Genomic DNA, 22141 nt, shown 5'->3' with positions numbered 1-22141 from the left:
TCGCCTTGGTAGGTTAGCGGCTAGCCAAGGTGTCCAGCACAAAGTCAGCGCGTTGCGCCACTCTGATCTTGGGCAACCGCGATACCGCATAGCCCAGCGCTGGATAGGTGCGCTGAAGCCGCTCGAATTCAGCCCGCGCTTCATCCATGCTGTGACGGCGTTCTTCGTCCTGCACATAGATTTCAGGCCACGGCGGGGCCAGAAAGATGCGCGAGTGGTAGCGATGCGACTGGGCAATCGTGTCCAGAATAGTAGTGCCGTCCAGTGCCTGGGGTGCTGCCGCCGCGTCGATCAGGCCACGGTCGAAGAACACCCATTGCGTATTGCTGCGTGGCGCATTGGCATGGTTGTCTAGCGCAAGGTCGATGGCCCCGCGCAGGAAGGCCGTCATGTCGAGCCACGGCAGGGCCTGGCCGCCCGTGCGTGTTTGTTCCTGAACGATACGCCGTCCAGGCTCCTCAATTACGGCATCCCTGGATTTCCATTCAACCCCCACAAACGAGAACGACGATCAACTATCTCCTGAAAGGCCATCAGCATCCATCAAGGCCAGCATGCCAACAATGAGTGCGTGCATGCCCTGTTGAGTTCGGCCTCCATCTCGGCTTCCTCCGTCGCACGGTCTGCATCCACGACGGGTTCCCGTTCGGCGACCGAGTACACCGTGTCGGCCACGGCAAGGCAGTGGAACGCCACGGTGGTCAACAGCCAGCGCGCATGCTCCATCGATATGCCGTAGGCCTGAGCGATGTGGCGTTGGTGGCCGACGATCTTGTCGAGCATGGGCTGGGTCGCCGCCAGACGGCGGATCACGTTGGGTACGCCTTGCCGTCGCCAAGATGCTTGGGCTTGAGCATCGGCGTCTCGTGGGCGTGCAGCACCACGTGGCGACGCAGTTCGTCATCCAGCGCCTTTACCATCGGCTGCGGTTGCGCGCCGCACGCACCGACCCACTGTGCCAGCGTCGAGCGGGCAACAGTAAGTCTGATGCTCTTTGCGCATTCAGATGAATGCATTACGCCCATACGAAATCCGAAATCAGCTCGGCCGCGCACAGCAGATGGCAGTTGTCTATGGCTGTAAATGCGCTTCCCGCAGAGCCATGTCCTCTCTCAGAATACGCTGGATCTCCAGTATCGCGGCCGCGCTCTGTTGCACGCTGTGCCCCGAAATAATGACTTTCTCGGACTGTGCGCCGGGAAGATGTGCGCTGCGATAAGGCACAAGACCGTCATCGGAATCATCGAGGGCCACTTCGGAATTGGCTTGGGCCACGATCGAGTGATAGCGCACCTGGGATGAGATGGGAAAGCCCGCCGCCGTACGCACGAACGGATCGTTTTCGTCGAGATTGTTCACGCTATTGGGAATGGTTGCCAGGCTTTCACGGCTGCTGGCGGCCGCATTGGGTGCCAGTGTATGGGCGAGTTCTTCGAGCACCGTAATGGGAAAGCGGATAAATCCCGCCATCCAGCGCCCCAGGCGTCCACCCGCGACCGATGTGCCCCGATGAGGCGCCGCGATGAAGATGGCACTGCTGACATTCGGGAAGGGCTCGAAGCGCAACATGGGATCAATGCGCCTGATCTGCTGCGGCGTCAACCGACTGTGATCCGCAGCCAATTGCACCAGCGATTGATCGGTTGACGACACCATCAACCGCGCGATGACCCCGCCCATGCTATGCCCCACCAGCACGAGGTCGGACGACGCCGGCGCTTGGCCGGATGGGTCGAAATGCGTCAGCGTCTCCCCGAGCGCCCTGCGAATCATGGCGTGGTTCAACGCGACAGGCATGTTGGTCGGGTAGTAGACCTGCCAGATCTGGTAATGCTGGCGCAGGGCCTCATCGCCCAGGATTTCGTTGGCGAGTTCCACCCAGGCTTCAGGGCTGCTGGCCAGTCCGTGCAGCATGACGATGATCCGCCTGTTCGGATCGTAGGGCTGCATCAAGTAGACGTGCGGGCGGTCGATGCCACCCTCGCGCCCGAGCAGGCTGCGCAGCGACTGGCGGTTGAAATTGGCACGGGCCAGCCATACGCCATAGCCGGCCGTGAAATTGGCCGCCAGCGGCACACGTTGGCCGCGCAGCATAATGGCCGATTCCACATAGGGGTCATGCACCGTCAGACGGGCTGTACGAGCATGCAGCACACTGTCCAAGTTGTCTCCGTCGGGATGCAGCAGAACCGTCATGGACGGCGCGGGCATCTCGCTCCAGGGCAGCGGTTGCTGATCATGTTTTGCCGCTGGGCGACCACCCCGAGATGGGACGGCGCTCAGGGACTCGTCCGGAATGACCGCCACAAGCTCGGCGCCAAAGCCGTCGCGCCGGTAGAGGCTACGCAATCCACGGAAAGACAGGGACGAGGCTGGCAGGAGTTCGGCTGGCACCGCCGTAGTGCCCGGTAAGCGCGCGCCGCGCATATCCAGCTTCAGTTCCCAGCCTGCAATGTTCCAACTGGTCTGGTCGGGCAACTGCGTCGGCATTTGTTGCCGAACTTCGAACATGCCGGTGGCCGCATGCTCGACGGCATAGTTATACCAATCCCGCACTTGGGTCTGGCGATCCTCGAAGGCCCGCTCTCCCGGAGTATGGTCACCAAGGAACAGATAAGCATAGGCATAGCGAATCGTCTCAAGCCAGGCGGCTTGCTGCGCTGAACCGGGCTTCATGGCCTGAGCCTGCGCCAGCCATAGTTCGGACAGTGCAGCCAGGCGTCTATCCGTGGCAACCCCCGTCACGGTAGCCAAGGCCTCCGCGCACTCCGAGGAGATCGGCTTTGCGCATGCCTGCTCATCCAATGCCGCCACCCTGATGGTCTGGACAGTCGCATCGCTGAGCTTGCCACGTGTCAGGATGTCGCCGCGCTTGAGTTCGATGGCCTCCCTGGCAGGTAGCGTATGAACTTCAACCACTGGGCCGAACTCGCGCAGGATCGAGCAGCCCCCCAGCAGCAGCGGAGCAAGAGCGGCGCATGTAATGAGAAGGCAGGCCTGCGGGAACCTCATGGATTCACCTCGTTGGCAGGGATGCCTGGCACGCCTTGTCGAATCGACATCGAGAAGTCATCCTCTGACACATCGGAAGCAAGGGCACGTTCGTTGATATGCCCCAGTGCCTGCAATTCATCGTAACGATAGCCAGGCGTCAATCCATGCATGTCGTAGACGTACCGCGCAAAATATCCAGACAGCAGCAGGCGATAGTCCATTGGCAATGCGGGCGCAATGACCCGGGCCAGCTCGAATACGATGGTCGTGCAGTTACTGGTTAACGTGTTGTAAAAGCGCGGTTTCTGCCGCAGTTCATTGGCCGCGTTCAGAAACTCCAGAAACAACGCGCGGGCACTCGCCTGATTCATCTGCAAGCGATAGAGATAAACATCTTCGCCTCGCGCGTTGCTGCGCGTACGCACAATGTCTCGCTCATCGGCGGCTACCAGGATCTGCTCGAACTGACGGAAGAATCCTCCTACCGCCGAGAAGGACTCATGGCGTTCCTTGCGAATTTCCAGCGAGAACACCACGCGTTCACCGCCATCGAAGCCGAACGACACCAGGGTGTGGGCGATGTGCGGCCCCATCCAGTAGGAAAGCACCAAGTCGGCGCTGCGCAGACGATCCAGGTCGTATGTGCGGCTCTCCCACTGCGGGGTGTAGTCGGTTTCGCTGCGCCACTGGAAGTTGCGCACATTATTCAGGTGAACATGGTTGCCGTCGATCCTGGCCTCCAGCAACTGAGCGACATCGTCAGCCCATACACGCTGGTGTGACGGCTGCAGCGTCCCCCACCACATGAGCAGGGAGGCGGCTGCGATCACAAATGCGAATCCGGCGATGTTGCGATTGCGCCGCCCAAGCAAGCCCGCCCGCGACAAGACAACGGTCACACCCAACGTAGACCACATGGCAATGACGAACCATCGCACCACCGAAGGTCCCGGCATCTGATGCCACAGAGCCAGCGCACCCCACACAGTCAGCAGCAGTACCACAAAGCCGATCGCCAAGCCTGCAAGGGCGCGCAGGACTATGTGCATCACTCCGCTCATTGAGGCTGCAAAAGCTCAAGCAACAGTTGCCGGTGCGCATCCCGTAACTGCACCAGCGAGATGGAAGGACTGCCCTTGGACAGCATCGAGGAACTCAGCCACAGCACTGCGGGCGCGAGCGCCAACGGGAAGAAGTGTTCGGTCAAGACGCCTGGGCGAATGACGCCTCGGCGTATGTTGCGGTGGATGATGGTCTGCGCCCGCTCTTTCAGCCCGAGCGCAACTTCGTTGTGCCAACGCTGCACCAGCTCTGGAGTTCGGGCGCTTTCGGCCAGAAGCAGCCGGTAGATCGACATCGTGGCAGGGGAGCTAAAGGTCGCGTATAGGCGATCCAGGTAGACATCTACCAGCTCTGGCAACGTCAGATCTTCATCCGGGAGCCAGCCCTGGAAATCGCAAATCTGCTTTGTCGTACGTTCGAGCAAGGCATGAAAAATTTCTTCCTTGCTTTTGAAGTGGGCGTAGATGCCAGCCTTGGACAAGCCTGCGCATTCCGCCAGGCGCTCCATTGACACGGCGTTGTACGTCCGATCCGCGAATTCGACCAAGGCCGCGTCGAGTATTTCTTCTTTTCTGGCGGCAGAGGACAGGTAGCGGCGCTTGTCGGGCGCGTCATCTTTCTTGGGTAGCATTCAAAGGCTCTGTTCAAAGATCTGAGGGGTGTTCCCACGGGCCGGTCACCGGCTCTACCAGAAATCAGGGCCTTCCTTGAACCCAAGCCGGCAGCTCGAATTGATCTGCGTCAATGACCGACGAGCCCGCTGATTGCGGTTCCCGCTGATTGCGGTTCCCGGATTGTAACGTATAATTAAAAACAACCGTCCAGTGGTTTGTTTTCAAATTTCACGATGCAAGCCAACTCAGAGGCGCGAACGAACCCGGCACATCGGGATGTGACACAGGAAGAGCACCTAATCAACCAGCCAGGGGACACGGGGATGCACATATCAACAAGGAGATGAAGTGGACTTGACAGCACTTGCAAGCAGGAAAAGAAGGCCTGCGGACATCGGCCACGAACTCCGCATTGCGTGGGTGGCAGCTATCCCCTCCTCTGCAACCAGACCCTCTTCAGCCCGATACCCGTACGGAACGTGACCATGCCCCCAGCTTCCCTGTTGTTTCCTGCGTTCAGCTTGCGCACTGCCTCGTTGGCCCTGAGCGCCGTCGTCTTGACCGGCTGCATGTCGCTCGCTCCGGCGCCAGACACCCCGCCGCTGCCCGTGCCCGAAGCCTGGCCTGCGCATCTTGGATCAGGCACCGACGGCGCCCACGCGGGAGAGCTTGCCTGGCAGGCGTACTTCACCGACCCCTTGCTGCAACGCCTCATCGAGACAGCGCTGGAGAACAACCGCGATCTGCGCCTGGCCGCGCTGCGTGTCGAGGAAGCCAGCGCCGCATTCCGCATTCAGCGCTCGGATCGATTTCCTGCCGTGGGCGTGGGTGCCCAGGGTGGACGCGCCCGCGTCCCTGGCGATCTGAACATGTCGGGCCGGTCGCAGGTGGGCGGCGAATATCGGGCCGAGGTGGGTTTGAGCACCTGGGAGCTGGATCTGTGGGGCCGGGTCCGCAACCTGGAAGACGCCGCCCTGCAAAGCTGGCTGGCTTCCGACGCGGCCCGCCAGGCCGTCCACCTGGCGCTGATCGCCCAGGTGGCCGACGGTTATCTTGGCTTGCGCGAGATAGACGAACGCGTGGCTATCGCCCGTCAAACCGTCGCGACCCGCGAGGAGTCCTATCGCATTTTCCGGCGCCGCGTTGAAGTCGGCTCGACCTCGAAGCTGGACCTCACTCAAGTCCAAACTTTGCTGAACCAGGCTCAGGCGCTGCTAACCCAGCTTGAGCAAGCACGCGCCACGCAACTGCACGCGCTGGCACTGCTGGTAGGTGCCGATCCTGGCCCGCTGCCCACCAAGGCACCCTTCGATGAAACAACGGTGCTGGCCGAACTCCGGGCCGGCCTGCCCTCGGAGCTGCTGGTCAGTCGCCCGGACATCATTTCCGCCGAACACCAATTGCGTGCCGGCGATGCCAACATCGGCGCGGCCCGTGCGGCGTTCTTGCCGCGCATTGCGCTGACCGGCAGCTTCGGCACGGCCAGTTCCGATCTTGACGGCCTGTTCGATTCCGGCAGCCGCGCCTGGACCTTCATGCCTACCTTGTCGCTGCCCATCTTCGATGGCGGGCGGCGGCGCGCAAACTTGGAACTGAGCGAGGTGCGCCGCGACATCGCCGTCGCCGGATACGAAAAAACCATTCAAACGGCCTTCCGCGAGGTGGCCGATGCGCTGAGCGCAAAGCACTGGCTGGCTGAGCAGTTGACGATCCAGAGAGCCAACCTGGAAGCGCAAAGCGAACGCGCACGCCTGGCCAAGTTGCGCTACGACAACGGCTCGGCCGCCTTCTTGGAAGTGCTGGATGCCCAACGCGATCTGCTGGGAGCCCAGCAACAACTGGTACAGGCGCGCCGCGCGCTGCTGTCCAGCCAGGTGGCGCTGTATGCCGCGCTCGGCGGCGGCACCCTCGCCGCAGCCGGCGAGGCACAGGGTGCGGCCTCGACTCCCGCTTCCACCCCATCAACCCGTTAAGGCACGCCGAACCCATGACTGTCTCCCCCTCTCTCAAGAAAAAACTCCTGGTCGCTTTCGCTGCAGCGGTTGTTGCCGCGCTGGCCTGGTGGAGCTGGACGAGGTTTACCGACAGCGGCCCGGGCGAAGGATTCGTCAACGGCAATGGCCGCATCGAAGCCACCGAGATCGACGTGGCCACCAAACTTCCCGGCCGCATCGAAGACATCCTGGTGCGTGAAGGCGATTTCGTCACAGCCGGCCAGCCACTGGCCAAGATGCGGCTGGAAACGCTGGAAGCGCAGCGCGACGAGGCCCTGGCCATGCGTCAGCAGGCTGAGCATTCGGTGACCGCGGCGCAGGCACAGGTGGCGCTGCGTGAAGCCGACGTGACTGCCGCCTTGGCTCTGGTTGGTCAGCGCGAGTCCGAACTGGACGCCGCGCAACGGCGCCTGACACGCTCCAGCACGCTGTCGAGTGAGGGAGCCGCCTCGATCCAGGAACTGGACGATGACCGGGCGCGCGTACGGGGCGCCCAAGCGACCCTCGCGGCCAGCAAGGCACAGGCCGCCGCTGCCCGCGCCGCGGTCGAGGCCGCCAAGGCGCAGCTCGTCGGCGCGAGGTCCAGCGTGTCCGCTGCCACGGCCAGCATCAACCGCATCGAAGCCGACATACGCGACAGCGAACTGCGCTCGCCGCGTGACGGTCGGGTGCAGGTGCGGGTGGCGCAACCCGGCGAGGTGCTGGGATCGGGCGGACGCGTCCTGAATCTTATCGACCTGTCGGACGTCTACATCACCTTCTTCCTGCCCGAGACCGTGGCCGGCCGCGTCGCGCTGGGTTCCGAGGTCCGCATCATTCTGGATGCCGCGCCGGAGTTTGTTATTCCAGCGAGCGTTTCCTTCGTCGCCAGTGTGGCGCAATTTACTCCCAAGACGGTAGAAACCGCGAGCGAGCGGCAGAAACTGATGTTTCGCGTGCGCGCGCAGATTTCGCAGGAGTTGCTGCGTGAGCACCTCAATCAGGTCAAGACCGGGTTGCCCGGCGTGGCCTGGATCAAACTCGACGCCAATGCCGAGTGGCCTCAAAACCTCTCCGTTCGCGTGCCGGAGTAAGGTATGAGCCACAGTGCGAGTGCGCAGCCCACGACCGTTGCAAGCGTCCGTCAGGTGCGCTTGCGTTACGGCGACGTCATCGCCCTGGATGGCATCGATCTGGACATTCCCGCCGGACGGATGGTCGGCCTGATCGGCCCCGACGGCGTGGGCAAATCCAGTCTGCTCTCATTGCTGGCGGGTGTGCGCATCATCCAGGAGGGCACGGTCGAGGTGCTGGGTGGCGACATGGCCAGCAAGGCCCATCGCAAGCAGGTATGCCCGCGCATCGCCTACATGCCGCAGGGACTGGGCAAAAACCTGTATCCGACGCTCTCGGTCGAGGAGAATCTGCAATTCTTCGCGCGCCTGTTCGGTCATGGCGCCGCAGAGCGCCGCCAGCGGATCGACGAACTGACTCAGGCCACTGGCCTGTTCAAATTCCTGGAGCGCCCGGCAGGCAAGCTGTCCGGGGGCATGAAGCAAAAACTCGGCCTGTGCTGCGCGCTGATTCATGACCCGGATTTTCTGATTCTCGATGAGCCGACGACTGGCGTGGACCCGCTGGCGCGCGCACAGTTCTGGGATCTGATCGAACGCATCCGCGCCGACCGCCCCGGCATGAGCGTGATCGTGGCTACCGCCTACATGGATGAGGCACAGCGCTTCGACTGGCTCGCCGCCATCGACGACGGCAAGGTCCTCGCCACCGGTACGCCGAAGGAATTGCTGGAGACAACAAACAGCCCGAACCTGGAAGAGGCATTCATCCGCCTGCTCCCGGAAGAGAAAAAGCGCGGACACCAAGCGGTTGTCATTCCGCCTCTGCCTGAGGACGGCGCGGACGATATCGCCATCGAAGCCGAGGGGCTGACCATGCGCTTTGGCGACTTCGTTGCCGTCGACAGCGTGTCCTTCCGCATCCGGCGCGGTGAAATCTTCGGCTTCCTCGGCTCCAACGGGTGCGGCAAGTCCACGACGATGAAGATGCTTACCGGCCTGTTGCCGGCGAGCGAGGGTCGGGCCTGGCTGTTCGGCCATGAAGTGAACCCGCATGATCTGGGCACCCGCCGCCGCGTCGGCTACATGTCCCAAGCGTTCTCGCTCTACAGCGAAATCACGGTACGCCAGAACCTGGAGTTGCACGCCAAGCTCTTCAGTGTGTCCCCGGAGGACATTCCTGCTCGCGTCGATGAGATGGTGGAGCGCTTCGGGCTGGTGGACGTCATCGACAGCCTGCCGGCCAGTCTGCCTCTGGGCATACGCCAACGCCTGTCGCTGGCTGTGGCCATGGTGCACAAGCCAGAACTGCTGATTCTGGACGAACCGACTTCGGGCGTCGACCCGGTGGCGCGCGATGCGTTCTGGCGACTGCTCATCGAGCTGTCGCGGCGTGACCGGGTGACGGTCTTCATTTCCACCCACTTCATGAACGAGGCAGAGCGCTGCGACCGCATGTCGATGATGCATGCGGGCAAGGTGCTCGACAGCGACGTGCCCGCCAGACTGGTCGAGAAGCGCGGCGCCAAAACCCTTGAAGAGGCCTTCATCGGCTACCTCGTCGAAGCCGAGGGCGGCACGGCGGCGCCGGCCAGCCAGCCCGGGGCCGCCGATCACGAGGAGCAACCATCGGCGGCGCCCGCTGAACACGGTGGGCACCGCTCTGGCGGTTTCAGTCTGCAGCGAATGTTCAGCTATCTGTGGCGCGAGACGCTGGAATTGCAGCGGGACCCGGTACGCGCCACGCTGGCGCTGGGTGGTTCGCTGCTGCTGATGTTCGTGATCGGCTTCGGCATCACCATGGACGTCGAGGACCTGAGCTATGCGGTGCTCGATCGCGACCAGACCACGCTCAGCCAAAGCTACACGCTGAACCTGGCCGGCTCGCGCTACTTCACAGAGCACCCGCCTATCGTCGATTACGAGGATCTCGACCGGCGTATGCGCAGCGGCGAACTGTCGCTGGCCATCGAAATCCCCCCTGGCTTCAGCCGCGACGTGTTGCGGGGCCAGAACGTGCAGATCGGCGCCTGGCTCGACGGCGCCATGCCGGTGCGCGCGGAAACCGTCCAGGGCTACGTTCAGGGCATGCATCAGCACTGGCTGCTGGTACAGGCCAGCGAGCGCAGCGGCGCCAGCGCAGCCGGCAATGCGAGCGTCGAGACGCGCTTTCGCTACAACCCCGATGTCAAGAGCCTGCCCGCCATGGTGCCAGCGGTGATACCTCTCTTGCTGCTCATGCTGCCGGCCATGCTGACCGCGCTGGCGGTGGTGCGCGAGAAAGAAACCGGGTCGATCACCAATCTGTACGTGACGCCGGTGACGCGCACCGAGTTCCTGCTTGGCAAACAACTGCCCTATGTCGGCCTGGCCATGGTGAACTTCCTGCTGATGAGTCTGCTCGCGGTCACCCTCTTTGGCGTGCCGGTCACGGGCAGCTTCTTGACCCTGTCGCTGGCCGCGCTGGTCTTCTCCTTCGCCGCCACAGGCATGGGGCTGCTGGCCTCGGCCGTCACGCGCAGCCAGATCGCCGCCATGTTCTTCGCCATGATCGGCACCATCATTCCTGCCACCCAGTTCGCCGGCCTGATCGATCCGGTGTCCTCGCTCGAAGGCTCCAGCAAGTTCATCGGCGAGATCTACCCCGCCACGCACATGATCTCCATCAGCCGTGGCGTTTTCAGCAAAGCGCTTGGCCTGGCCGACGTGACCGGGCCGCTGTGGGCGATGCTTTTGTCGGTCCCGGTCATCCTCGGCGCAGCCGTTTTGCTACTCAAGAAGCAGGAGCGCTGAGATGAGCAGAAGAAACCTGGCCAATATCTACGACCTGGGTGTTAAGGAGCTGTGGAGTCTGTGGCGCGATCCGATGATGATCGCGCTCATCGTCTACGTGTTCACCGCGTCGGTCTACACCTCGGCCACGTCCATGCCGGAGACGCTGCACAACGCCCCCATCGCCATCGTCGACGAAGACAATTCGGCGCTCTCCCAGCGGATTGCCTCGGCGTTCTACCCGCCGCAGTTCACGCCACCGGCCATGATCGACTATGGAAGGGTGGATCCGGGCATGGATGCCGGGCAGTACACCTTTGCCCTGGTCATTCCGCCCAACTTCCAGCGCGACGTGCTGGCCCGGCGCTCGCCTGCGTTGCAGCTCAACGTTGACGCTACCCGCATGAGCCAGGCATTCACGGGCAGCGGCTACATTCAGCAGATCGCCATCGGCGAGGTCAATGAGTTCGTCAAGCGCTATCGCGGGGCTGAGCCACTGCCTGTGGATCTCGCATTGCGTGCGCGTTTCAATCCATCGCTAGACAAGGCCTGGTTCGGCTCGGTGGTTCAGATCATCAACCACATCACGCTGCTGTCCATCATCCTGACTGGCGCGGCGCTGATCCGGGAGCGCGAGCACGGCACCATCGAGCACCTGCTGGTGATGCCGGTCACGCCCGCGCAGATCATGCTTTCCAAGATCTGGTCGATGGCCCTGGTCGTGCTGATCGCCTCCTTTCTGTCGCTCAATCTCATGGTGCGCGGCGTCCTGGGCGTGCCCATCGAGGGCTCCATTGCGCTGTTCTTCGCCGGCGCGGCGCTCAGTCTGTTCGCCACCACCTCGATGGGCATCTTCATCGCCACCCTGGCGCGCAACATGCCGCAGTTCGGCATGTTGATGATGCTTACCATCATGCCGCTGCAGATGCTGTCGGGTGGCACCACGCCGCGCGAAAGCATGCCCGAGATCGTGCAGAACATCATGCTGATCGCGCCCACCACGCATTTCGTGGAACTGAGTCAGGCCATCCTTTACCGGGGCGCGGGCCTGGAGACGGTATGGCAGCCCTTCCTGGCGCTGGCCCTGATCGGAACGGTGCTGTTTTTCCTGTCGTTAGCACGCTTTCGCAAAACCATCGGCCAGATGGCCTGATCGTTTTACCGCCCGAGTGGGCATTTCAACCCAAGCAAGGAGTTTGACCATGAGCAATGAAACCATCCCTCTCAATCTCTTCAAGGCGAACCTGGAACTGCAGCTGCGCATCCAACGCCTGATGCAGGAAAACGGCCAGCAATGGCTGGAGAACGCCACCCGCGCGGGCAAAGACGGCATTACCGAGTCCGGCGCCGAAATCGAAAGCCTGCTCAAGGCGAAGAACTGGCAGGAGCTGGCAACGCTGCCCGCACAAGCCTTCTGGCGTCAGTTTCAGCACCACGTGGGCGGCGCGCAGGCACTAACGCAAGTCGCAATCAAGAATCAGACCACCTTCACTCAAGGCCTGCAGCAAGCCATTCAGGACTGGCAGAAATCGGTCACGCAGGCCGTAGGCCAGGCAGATGCGATATTGCCGTTCCAGGATATTTTCAAACAGTGGGGAGCTGTGTGGGCCTCGGCACAGGACAAGGACGCACCAAGCCAGACGGGTGGCCGCAATGCTGGCTGAACAACGGACTGCCCTGGTTACCGGAGGCAGCGGCGGCCTGGGCGAGGCCATCGCCCGGGCCTTGCACCACGCCGGTCATACCGTGCTCATCGTCCATTCGCCGGGCAACGCCAGCATTGGGGCGTGGCTGGAAGCCCAGGCGGGCGAAGGTTACAACTTCATCGCCTACGGCGCGAATGTGGCTGACCATGCCTCCTGCCAGGAACTGGCCGGCCTCATCCAAGCAGACGGTCACCACATCGACATTCTGGTCAACAACGCCGGCATCACGCGTGATGCCACGTTCCGCAAGCTGAGTTACACCGATTGGGATGCCGTTCTGCGCGTCAATCTCGATTCTGTATTCAACGTCACCCGACCGTTCATCGACGGCATGCTCGAACGCGGCTGGGGGAGGATCATCAACATCTCCTCCATCAACGGCTCGAAGGGGCAGTTCGGCCAGACCAACTATTCCGCCGCAAAAGCCGGTATGCATGGCTTCACCAAAGCCCTCGCGCAGGAAGTAGCGCGCAAGGGCGTGACGGTCAACACCGTCTCGCCGGGGTATCTGGATACGAAGATGGTGACGAGCATGGCCGAAGACGTGGTCAAGCAAGTGGTGGCCGGAATTCCCGTGGGCCGCCTGGGACGGCCTGAGGAAGTCGCCGCACTGGTGGCATTCATCGCCAGCGAGTCTGCGGGATTCATGACCGGCAGCAATGTATCGATGAACGGTGGCCAGCATATGTACTGAGTGAGGAAGGGCCAGCAAGACGATGTGCCTGCGGCCCCTTGCCATTCAATTTTTCAGTTTCATCACAGAAGGAGTGCCCATCGCCATGAATCGAGACACCACGACATCACCAGCGGCCGATTGGGGGCAGTTGCTGTGGGACCCGTTGCGACTATCGGCGATGGCAACCGAGTATGCAGTGGATGCCTGGCAGCGATCCATTCTGTATGCCGACGTTCGCCGCCAACGCGGCAACCAGTACCTGGAGCATTTGCAGGAGCAGACGCCGAACGTACTCGACTTCGCCTCCGAGGTCATCATGTCCGGGCTGGACCTTCCGCAGCCGGTCAACTATGGCCTCGTACGCATCCTGCCGCCAGCCGACGCGCCGGCCGATCCCAAGAAGCGGCCGTTCGTGGTGGTCGATCCCCGCGCGGGCCACGGCCCAGGCATTGGCGGCTTCAAACCCGATAGCGAGGTCGGCGCGGCCCTCAAGGCTGGTCATCCCTGCTACTTCGTTGGCTTTCTGCCCGATCCCGTTCCCGGCCAGACCGTCGAAGACGTCATGCGCGCCGAAGCGGCCTTCGTGCGCAAGGTCGGCGAGCTGCACCCCGACAGCCGCGGCAAGCCTGCGGTCATCGGCAATTGCCAGGCAGGCTGGCAGATCCTGATGGCAGCCGCCGTCTGGCCCGAACTGTTCGGGCCGATCATCGTAGCCGGCGCGCCGCTGTCCTACTGGGCCGGTGATAACCCGATGCGCTACGCGGGCGGCCTCACTGGCGGTAGCTGGTTGACGGCATTGACCAGCGATCTGGGCGCCGGCCGGTTCGACGGTGCCTGGCTGGTACAGAACTTTGAAAACCTGGACCCGGCCAATACGCTGTGGAGCAAACAGTACAACCTGTACGCCAAGGTCGACACGGAAGGCCCGCGCCACCTGCAGTTCGAGAAGTACTGGGGCGGCCACGTCTTCCTGAACGACGTGGAGATGCAGTACATCGTCGACAACCTGTTCATCGGCAACAAGCTGAGTACGGCCCAACTGGTGACGTCCGATGGCGTGCGCATTGACCTGCGCAATATTCGCTCGCCGATCGTGGTGTTCTGCTCCTATGGGGACAACATCACTCCACCGCCCCAGGCCCTGGGCTGGATCACCGACCTGTACCGCAACGACCTGGATGTGGTGGGACATGACCAGACCATCGTCTACGCCACCCATGACAGCATCGGGCATCTGGGCATCTTCGTCTCCGGGAGCGTCGGGCGCAAAGAGCACCAGGAGTTCGCAGCCAACATCGACATCATCGACGTGCTGCCAGCCGGCATCCACCACATGCAGATCGACGAGCATCACGACGACGCCCAGGAAGGCGAACCAGCCAGTGACGCCTACCTGACCCGGATTCGCCGCAGCAACATCGATGAAATCCGTGAGATCGTTCGCCCCGATCCCGAGAGCGATCGCCGTTTTGCCGCCGCTGCGCGGATCTCCGAGGTCAACCTGGCCTGCTACCGCAGCTTCGTGCAGCCATGGGTCCGAGCCCTGGTCACGGATCAGGGGGCGAAGTGGCTGGAGCCGCTGCATCCACTGCGCATGGGTTATGAATTGTGGTCCGATCGGCACCCGCTGGCCGCCGCTGTACAAGAAGCGGCGCAACAGGTGCGCGAACATCGCCAGACCGTCTCCGAGGCCAATCCTTTCCTGCAACTGCAGACGGAGTTTTCCACCGCCGTCGAACAGATGCTGGATCAATTCCGTGATTGCCGCGACCAAATCTACGCACAGGCCTTTGACATGCTGTACAGCCTGCCGCTGGTTCAGGCCATGACAGGACAGAGCCTGCACGACGATGCGCCGCCGCGACCCCATCCTAGCGAGACGCCCGAACATCGCCAGTATCTGGCGCAAGAGTTGACACGGCTCGAAGCGGATATTCACAACGGCGGGATAACCGAAGCCGCCATACGGGCGCTGTTCTTCGTGCTCGCGGCGCGTGGGGAGGCCGATGAACGGCATTTTCGGCACGCAGAGGAACTGGTGCGCCCTCATTTGACAAATGACTTCGACATGCAGGCTTTCCGCCACCTCGTGCGTCGGCAGGCTTTGCTCATGAGGCTCGATGAGGACGCCATGGTGTCCGCCATCCCCGGATTGCTCAACGGCATAGCGCCTGAGGACATCCGACAGGTAGCGGGAATGATCGTGCAGGTGATTGGCAGCGGTGATGTGCTGTCCGCACACGAGCAAACCCGACTGGAGCAGGTTTCCACCCTGTTCAAGCGGGCGGCGTGCGAGGCGCAGGCGGCTTCGGCGCCCGCCGTGATAAGTCCCGCCACTGATACCTCCGCTACGGTCGTGGACGCGAAGTCGACAACCGCCATGCCACGCTCTGCCAGTGGCACATCCGCTGCGGTCGAGGATGCGAATGCGGCGCCAGCCATGCCGAGCTCCGCCAGTGACACCTCCGCTCCGGCCATAAACACGACCTCCAAGACATCCTCTCCAAAGCCTAAGGCGCCTCAGAAGAAAACTGCTACGCAGAAAACTGTGTCCAAGACGCCAGCCGCCCCGCGGACAAGTCAAACACGGCGAGGGAAAGGCAAATGACGACGTCCTCCGCACCGGTCGATGGCGCCGCCGACGCATTGCAGGTTCTGCGCAACCGAACCTTCGACGAGATCGCCATCGGCGACAGCGCCAGCCTCGAACGCGCGTTTTCGTCGCAAGACATCCACATGTTCGCGCTGCAATCGGGCGATGTGGATCCAGAACCTGCTGTGTCCTCAAGCGCTCGGGGCACCACGGAGGCCATTTGTGCAAACGCCCTGATCTCGGCTGTGCTGAGCACACGCCTGCCGGGGCCTGGAACCCGCTATGTCAACCAGAATCTGTGCTTCCTCGGGGCCGTTCGACCCGGCGACAGGCTGACCGTGCGGATGCAGGTGACCAGCAAGGACACGGCCAACCACCATGTCACGCTGGCCTGCACCTGCACCAACCAGGAGGGGGTAGCGGTTTTCCAAGGCCAGGTAGAGGTCGTGGCGCCCACCGAACGCTTGGAACGAACGCGCACCGTGTTGCCGGAAATCCACCCGGATGCGCAGGGCCGCACAGGCCTGCAAAGCCTGCTGGCGCATGTCGCGCACTTGCAACCGATTCGTGTGGCTGTCGTCCACCCCTGCGATTCTCCCAGCCTGTCCGCTGCGCTCGAAGCACGCCATGCGGGACTGATCGAACCGGTGCTGGTCGGGCCACAGGCGCGGCTGGAGGCAGTCGCCGCGGAGGCCGGGCTGGATCTGGCCGACGTCGCCATTGTGGACGCACCCCACAGCCACGCCGCCGCGCAGCAAGCCGTCGCCCTGGCGGCCACAGGTGAAGTCGAAGCCCTGATGAAAGGGAGCCTGCATACCGACGAGCTGATGTCCGCGCTGGTTTCGACTGCGGCAGGGTTGCGCACCAAGCGTCGGGTCAGCCATTGCTTTTTGCTACAGACACCGGCCTATCCGCGCCCGTTCATCGTCACCGATGCGGCGATCAATATCGCCCCGACTCTGGAACAGAAGGCGGACATCATCCGCAACGCCATCGAGCTGGCGCAGGTAATCGGCGTGCGCGAACCCAAGGTCGCGATCCTGGCCGCGGTCGAGACGGTGAGCCCGACGATGACGGCCACGCTGGACGCGGCGGCGCTGTGCAAGATGGCTGATCGCGGCCAGATCACTGGCGGCCTGCTCGACGGGCCGCTCGCCTTCGACAACGCGGTCTCCATCGCCGCTGCGCGTACCAAGGGGATCGTCTCCGAGGTCGCCGGGCAGGCTGACATCCTCGCCGTGCCTGACCTGGAGAGCGGCAACATGCTTGCCAAGCAGTTGATCTTCCTGGGCGGAGCAGCCAGCGCCGGGATCGTCCTTGGAGCCAAGGTGCCGGTCATTCTGACCAGCCGTGCCGACTCGCGCGATACGCGCATCGCCTCATGCGCGATTGCACTGATGCTGGCCCATCACTATCGGCTGTCGCCCCCTTGAGCGGACTTGTTAGCAACTTAACCACCCCTTTGGAGAAAACACCATGCAGTATTCATTCTCTGGCCGCGTAGCCCTGGTCACCGGTGCAGGATCCGGCATTGGCGAGAGCATCGCCCGGCTTCTTGCGAGCAACGGTCTGAATGTCGTGGTCTCGGACGTCAGCGCCGACAATGCGCAGCGCGTCACCAGTCTCATCAACGCCGAGGGCGGCCACGCCGTGGCCAATGTGGCCGACGTGGCACGCATCGATGAGGTCCAGGCTGCCGTGGCCTGCGCGGTCGATGCGTTTGGCGACCTTCATTTTGCCGTCAATAACGCCGGTATCAGTGGCGACCAGAGTCCTGTGGGGGAACTGGACCCTGCCGCCTGGAGCCGGGTGATCGATGTCAACCTGAACGGCGTGTTCTATGGCCTGCGCCATCAGATTCCCGCCATCCTGCGCTCTGGAGGCGGCGCCATCGTCAACGTCTCCTCCATCCTCGGAGTGGTGGGCGACGCAGCGAACCCCGCGTACGTCGCAGCCAAGCATGCTGTTACCGGGCTGACCCGCTCGGCAGGACTGGCCTATGCGTCCAAGGGAATCCGGATCAATTCGATTCATCCCGGTTACGTGCGTACGCCCATCCTGGATTTCCTGGATGAATCGGCCCTCCAGAAGGCCGTTGACCTGCATCCGATCGGTCGTCTGGGTACATCGGACGAAATCGCCCATGCCGTGGCGTTTTTGCTGTCGGAAGGAAGCAGCTTCCTTGTGGGCACCCAGCTCATCGCCGATGGCGGCTACACGGCGCGCTGAGTCTGAAGACGATGAGACAGCAGACACCCCCGCACACCTCGGCGAAGTCGCGCGGACGGCGCGCAGAGAGGACGACCTGATGGACGTCACCATGGCCCGCTCCGGGCGCCGCGAACACGGACTGATCCTTGTGCTGAACTGCGGTTCATCCAGCATCAAGTTTGCGGTGTTCGATTCCTCGGCCGCGCCACTGCCGCGTCAGGCATTGTGGAATGGCAAGGTGCAGGGAATCGGCGGCGCCAACCCGGATTTCGGAGAGACCGGAGTTGCGCCGTTCTCGATCGAACTGGACACGGCACATCCGTATCGCGCCGCACTGCGCCTCATCCGCGATCGTGTCAGCCGGCGGCTCGACGGCCGCCACGTAGGTACGGTCGCCCACCGTATCGTCCACGGCGGCAGCAAATACTCCATGCCCGTGCGCCTGGACGCAAATGTCCTGGCCGACCTCAAGGGCTACATTCCTCTGGCCCCGCTGCACCAGCCATTCGCGCTCGAAGCCGTGGAGATCCTGCTGCGGGAGCAGCCAGATCTGCCACAGATGGCTTGCTTCGACACGGCCTTCCACCACACTTTGCCCCAGGTCGAGAAGATCCTGCCGTTGCCCTATGCCGCATGGGAGCGCGGTCTGCGTCGGTACGGGTTTCACGGCCTGTCGTATGAGTACATGGCAGTGGCCTTGCCCGAACGCCATGGCGACGCCGCGTGCGGGCGCACCGTCGTTGCCCACTTGGGCAGTGGCGCCAGTCTGTGCGCCATGCAAGGACTCAAAAGCGTGGCCACCACCATGGGCTTCTCCGCGCTTGACGGCCTGATGATGGGCACCCGCACCGGCGCGCTCGATCCGGGTGCGGTGCTCTACCTGATGGAAGTCGAGAAGCTCTCACTAGAGCAAGTGGGGCGCGTCCTCTATCACGAGTCCGGCCTGCTCGGCGTTTCGGGAATCTCGGCCGAGCCGCGCGTCATTGTCGGGCACGAGAACGATGCAGGCGAAACGGGGGAGCGAGCGCGCTTGGCACTGGCCCTTTACGTGCGACGCATCGTGCGCGAGATCGGGGCCCTGGTCGCCGTGCTGGGCGGTCTGGACATGTTGGTGTTCACGGCGGGTGTCGGTGAACACAATGCGTTCATTCGCGAGCGCATCTGTGCGGCGCTGGGCTTTCTGGGCATTGCCCTGGATACCGACGCCAACGCCAGCCACGCAGCGACGATTTCCACCGACCACAGCCAGGTCCTCGTGGCGATCGAACCCACCAATGAAGAGTGGATCGCCGCCAACCATGCGCTGTCCGGCCTGGACAGGGAGAAGGTGCGATGAAGATCGATGCCTTCCATGGATTCACGCTCGCCATTCTGCTGTTGTTCGTTGGCAAGGGCTTGGTAGCGCGTTCGGGCATCTTGCGTCGATACAGCATCCCGGAATCCCTGGTGGGCGGCCTGGCCTGCGCCTTGGTTGTCTTCCTCCTGTACTACGGGATGGGGATCGTTGTCAGTTTCGATCTGGAAGCGCGCGACGCGCTTCTGCTGTACTTCTTTGCCGCTATTGGCCTGAGTACCGACGCCCGCACACTGCGCCATGGTGGACGGCCCTTGCTGATCCTGTCGGGGCTGGCCATCGGGTTCATGGTGCTGCAGAACCTGGCCGGGATGGAGACGGCCCGCGCCTTCGGGCTGGATCCGCGCGCCGGGCTGATGGTGGGTTCGATTTCCCTTACCGGAGGCGTGGGCACCACCTTGGCCTGGTCCGACTACTTCGTTGAAACCCTCGGCATTGCACAGGCGCAGGAACTGGGGTTGGCGGCGAATATGATCGGCCTGATCGCGGCCTGCACCATCGGTGGCCCGATCGCAAGTCTGCTCATGCGCAGGCATCGGCTTCGAGCCTCCGGAGACAGCGCCCTGGAAATTGGCACACTGCACAGCGATGAGCAGCATGCCCGCCTGGACTACTACGGCCTGCTGCTGGCATTGCTCTGGCTCAACTTCGCCTTGATGTTGGGATACGGAATCAATGCCTTGGTCGCGCGTACCGCCGTCACGCTGCCCGCCTTTGTGGGCTGCCTGCTGGCCGGAATTCTCCTGCGCATGGCGGCCGACTGGATGAGGCCAAGTGGGCGCGGACGTTTATGGAACTGGCCGAGCATGCAGCCAGGCATCGCCCTGGTTTCCGACATGTCATTGGGCCTGTTTCTGACCATGGCGCTGATGGGACTCAGGCTCTGGGAACTGCAGCCCGTGCTCGCCTTCATCACGGCGGCGATGCTGGTGCAGATTGCCTTGGTCATCGCATTCGTTTTGCTGATTGTTTTTCGGGCAATGGGCAAGGATTACCAAGCCGCCGTGGTGTGCGCGGGTTTCGGCGGTATTGCGCTGGGATCTACCGCCACTGCCATCGCCAACATGACGGCGGTGACTCGGGAGCATGGTGCGGCACGCGAGGCGTTCATTGTGGTGCCCTTGGTATGTGGGTTCGTCATCGATATTGCGAACGCACTGGTAATCAGCCTGATGGCCGGTTAGGCGAAGCGAAACAGCGGAGCGAGCTGGCAGATGGATACATCGCTGACGCGCTGGCGAGGCGTCGTCGCCCAGGAAATCGCAATCGACTCCCGTTTTCAAGCAAGGGGCTCTTTCTACTTGTGCAGAAATAGAGGTAATACGCTTTGACGAATAAAAAGAACGGCAATATCGACTCAGCCATCAATCCGAAGTTGGATGGGGATGCCCATGTCGCTTGGGCACAGGCTTGGTCGTCTATTTCGCCGGAGACATCGTTGCTCGCGTGGGTGGACTGGGCGAGCCATTTAGCAAACAGTCCTGGCAAGCAAGCCGAGCTTTTGGCGTTTGCAGCCTCCCTGTCCGAGCAATGGATGGCCGTATTGAAGAAGAATCCGGCCAACCCGGACCGGGGAGCCACCGCTCCTGACCGGTCACCTGTCAATGACCGCCGCTTCAACGATCCTGCATGGGATCAATGGCCCTACGACCTTTTCCGCAGTTCATTCGTCAATCAGACCAAATGGTGGGAGCAGGCCACGCAGGGGGTGTGGGGAGTGGATCCGAAACACCAACGCCTGCTGGCGTTTGGCGCCAAACAGTGGCTGGAAATGCTTTCGCCCGCCAACGCTGCGGTTTTCAACCCCGTTGTCCTGAAAAGAACCATCGCAGAGCAAGGCGCCAATCTAGCGCGGGGGACGTCCAACTTTCTCGACGACTTGCGTCGGCAACTATCCGGCCAGCCTCCCGCGGGAACGGAGAACTTCGTCGTTGGGCGCGACGTAGCGGTCACGGAAGGAAAAGTCGTTCTGAGAAATCGACTGATCGAACTGATTCAGTACACGCCCACTACCGAGAAAGTCCATCCCGAACCGATCCTGATCATTCCTGCCTGGATCATGAAGTACTACGTACTGGATCTGTCACCGCATAACTCGCTGATACGGTATCTGGTTGCGCAAGGGCATACGGTTTTTTGCATCTCCTGGAGAAATCCGGATGCTGAGGATCGAGATTTGGGCATGGATGAGTACCTGGAGTTCGGCCTGCATGCAGCGCTGGACGCTGTGACTTCCGTCGTCCCCGGGCATGGAGTCCACGCGGCTGGTTATTGCCTGGGCGGAACGCTACTGGCCATTGGTGCTTCAGCCATGGCGCGTGATGGCGATACGCGGCTGGTGTCGGTAAGCCTGCTTGCCGCACAGACGGACTTCAGCGAACCGGGCGAGCTGAGTCTTTTCATCAACGAGAGTCAAGTGGCGCTGTTGGAAGCCAGCATGGCTCAAACCGGTTATTTGACCTCCGACCAGATGAGCGGAGCTTTTCAGCTACTGCGTTCCTACGATCTCATATGGTCTCGCATGATTGACGAATACCTATTGGGCGATCGCCGGGCAATGACCGACCTGATGGCTTGGAATGCCGATGGGACTCGCCTCCCCGCGAAGATGCATTCGCAGTATCTCCGACGCCTTTACCTGAATAACGATCTCAGCGCGGGGCGTTATCCCGTCACGGGTCGCCCCGTTTCAGTGGGAGACATCGCTGTACCGGTGTTTTGCGTCGGCACTGCCTCGGATCATATTGCGCCTTGGCGCTCGGTTTACAAGCTGCATCTCCTGTCTTCGGCCGAGCTGACTTTCGTGCTGACCACTGGAGGACACAACGGCGGCATCGTGAGCGAGCCCGGCCGAGGTAACCGCCAATATCAAATCCATACCCGCGCGGCCGGTGATGGATACATGGCGCCGGATGAGTGGCAAGCGACGATGCAGACGCATCCGGATTCCTGGTGGCCCGCATGGTCGGCGTGGCTGCGAGAGCGTTCCGGTGATGTTGTTGCGCCTCCGCTCATAGGTGCTGAATCCAGTGGATACCCCACTGTTTGCGACGCCCCAGGGGAATATGTACGCAACTGAATAAGCGTATCCCGCGTCCGCTATTGCGACACGG

The 22141-nt window shown here is 62.4% G+C and carries 18 protein-coding genes; 12 read left to right on the top strand and 6 right to left on the bottom strand.

Features of this window, described 5'->3' with window-relative positions; all coding sequences use genetic code 11:
* Nucleotides 1-13 precede the first annotated feature (13 nt).
* From PE061_RS20085 to PE061_RS20060, 6 genes are read right to left on the bottom strand one after another with little or no spacing between them, the layout of a single operon-like run.
* Complete coding sequence (locus PE061_RS20085) at nt 14-496, bottom strand: AAA family ATPase (protein ID WP_013520789.1); 483 nt, start codon at nt 494-496, stop codon at nt 14-16.
* Nucleotides 497-543: 47 nt separating this feature from the next.
* Complete coding sequence (locus tag PE061_RS20080) at nt 544-783, bottom strand: hypothetical protein (protein WP_202626418.1); 240 nt, start codon at nt 781-783, stop codon at nt 544-546.
* 26 nt (nt 784-809) lie between these two features.
* Nucleotides 810-1016 (bottom strand): IS66 family transposase, encoded by a 207-nt coding sequence (locus tag PE061_RS20075; protein ID WP_172751398.1) that lies wholly within the window; start codon nt 1014-1016, stop codon nt 810-812.
* 55 nt (nt 1017-1071) lie between these two features.
* A complete protein-coding gene (locus PE061_RS20070) occupies nt 1072-3012 on the bottom strand; it encodes an esterase/lipase family protein (protein WP_271256957.1) in 1941 nt (646 codons plus the stop codon).
* Nucleotides 3009-4043 carry a DUF4105 domain-containing protein gene (locus tag PE061_RS20065; protein WP_068679670.1) on the bottom strand — a complete coding sequence of 345 codons (1035 nt, stop codon included), beginning with the start codon at nt 4041-4043 and terminating at the stop codon, nt 3009-3011. The genes PE061_RS20070 and PE061_RS20065 overlap by 4 nt, the downstream gene beginning before the upstream one ends.
* An 8-nt stretch (nt 4044-4051) precedes the next feature.
* On the bottom strand, nt 4052-4687 hold the full coding sequence (locus PE061_RS20060) for a TetR/AcrR family transcriptional regulator (RefSeq protein ID WP_271256956.1): 636 nt from the start codon (nt 4685-4687) through the stop codon (nt 4052-4054).
* Between the two features lie 468 nt (nt 4688-5155).
* Here PE061_RS20060 and PE061_RS20055 point away from each other — a divergent pair, with 468 nt between their 5' ends.
* From PE061_RS20055 to PE061_RS20000, 12 genes are all read left to right on the top strand, one after another.
* Nucleotides 5156-6643, top strand: coding sequence for an efflux transporter outer membrane subunit (locus PE061_RS20055; protein WP_271256955.1), 1488 nt, complete (start codon nt 5156-5158; stop codon nt 6641-6643).
* 14 nt (nt 6644-6657) lie between these two features.
* Complete coding sequence (locus tag PE061_RS20050; RefSeq protein ID WP_271256954.1) at nt 6658-7737, top strand: HlyD family secretion protein; 1080 nt, start codon at nt 6658-6660, stop codon at nt 7735-7737.
* A gap of 3 nt (nt 7738-7740) precedes the next feature.
* Nucleotides 7741-10509 (top strand): ribosome-associated ATPase/putative transporter RbbA, encoded by a 2769-nt coding sequence (rbbA, locus tag PE061_RS20045; protein WP_271256953.1) that lies wholly within the window; start codon nt 7741-7743, stop codon nt 10507-10509.
* 1 nt (nt 10510) lies between these two features.
* Nucleotides 10511-11641 carry an ABC transporter permease gene (locus tag PE061_RS20040; protein WP_107220003.1) on the top strand — a complete coding sequence of 377 codons (1131 nt, stop codon included), beginning with the start codon at nt 10511-10513 and terminating at the stop codon, nt 11639-11641.
* A 49-nt stretch (nt 11642-11690) separates the two neighbouring features.
* On the top strand, nt 11691-12152 hold the full coding sequence (locus PE061_RS20035) for a phasin family protein (protein ID WP_247735627.1): 462 nt from the start codon (nt 11691-11693) through the stop codon (nt 12150-12152).
* Complete coding sequence (gene phbB / locus PE061_RS20030; protein WP_247735626.1) at nt 12142-12888, top strand: acetoacetyl-CoA reductase; 747 nt, start codon at nt 12142-12144, stop codon at nt 12886-12888. The genes PE061_RS20035 and phbB overlap by 11 nt, the downstream gene beginning before the upstream one ends.
* Before the next feature lie 85 nt (nt 12889-12973).
* Complete coding sequence (locus PE061_RS20025; RefSeq protein ID WP_271256952.1) at nt 12974-15478, top strand: DUF3141 domain-containing protein; 2505 nt, start codon at nt 12974-12976, stop codon at nt 15476-15478.
* A complete protein-coding gene (locus PE061_RS20020; RefSeq protein WP_247736284.1) occupies nt 15475-16896 on the top strand; it encodes a bifunctional enoyl-CoA hydratase/phosphate acetyltransferase in 1422 nt (473 codons plus the stop codon). Before PE061_RS20025 ends, PE061_RS20020 begins: the two co-directional genes overlap by 4 nt.
* A 43-nt stretch (nt 16897-16939) precedes the next feature.
* A complete protein-coding gene (locus PE061_RS20015) occupies nt 16940-17692 on the top strand; it encodes an SDR family NAD(P)-dependent oxidoreductase (protein ID WP_247736283.1) in 753 nt (250 codons plus the stop codon).
* Nucleotides 17693-17771: 79 nt separating this feature from the next.
* Nucleotides 17772-19010 carry an acetate/propionate family kinase gene (locus PE061_RS20010; protein ID WP_247736282.1) on the top strand — a complete coding sequence of 413 codons (1239 nt, stop codon included), beginning with the start codon at nt 17772-17774 and terminating at the stop codon, nt 19008-19010.
* Nucleotides 19007-20212, top strand: a complete 1206-nt coding sequence (gene gltS / locus PE061_RS20005) for a sodium/glutamate symporter (RefSeq protein WP_107220001.1) — start codon at nt 19007-19009, stop codon at nt 20210-20212. Before PE061_RS20010 ends, gltS begins: the two co-directional genes overlap by 4 nt.
* Nucleotides 20213-20355: 143 nt before the next feature.
* On the top strand, nt 20356-22107 hold the full coding sequence (locus PE061_RS20000; RefSeq protein WP_020307805.1) for a PHA/PHB synthase family protein: 1752 nt from the start codon (nt 20356-20358) through the stop codon (nt 22105-22107).
* The last annotated feature ends 34 nt before the right edge of the window (nt 22108-22141 follow it).

This window comes from Sphingosinicella microcystinivorans (genome assembly GCF_027941835.1).
Classification (GTDB): domain Bacteria; phylum Pseudomonadota; class Alphaproteobacteria; order Sphingomonadales; family Sphingomonadaceae; genus Sphingosinicella.
This window is presented reverse-complemented; position numbering and strand designations above follow the sequence as displayed.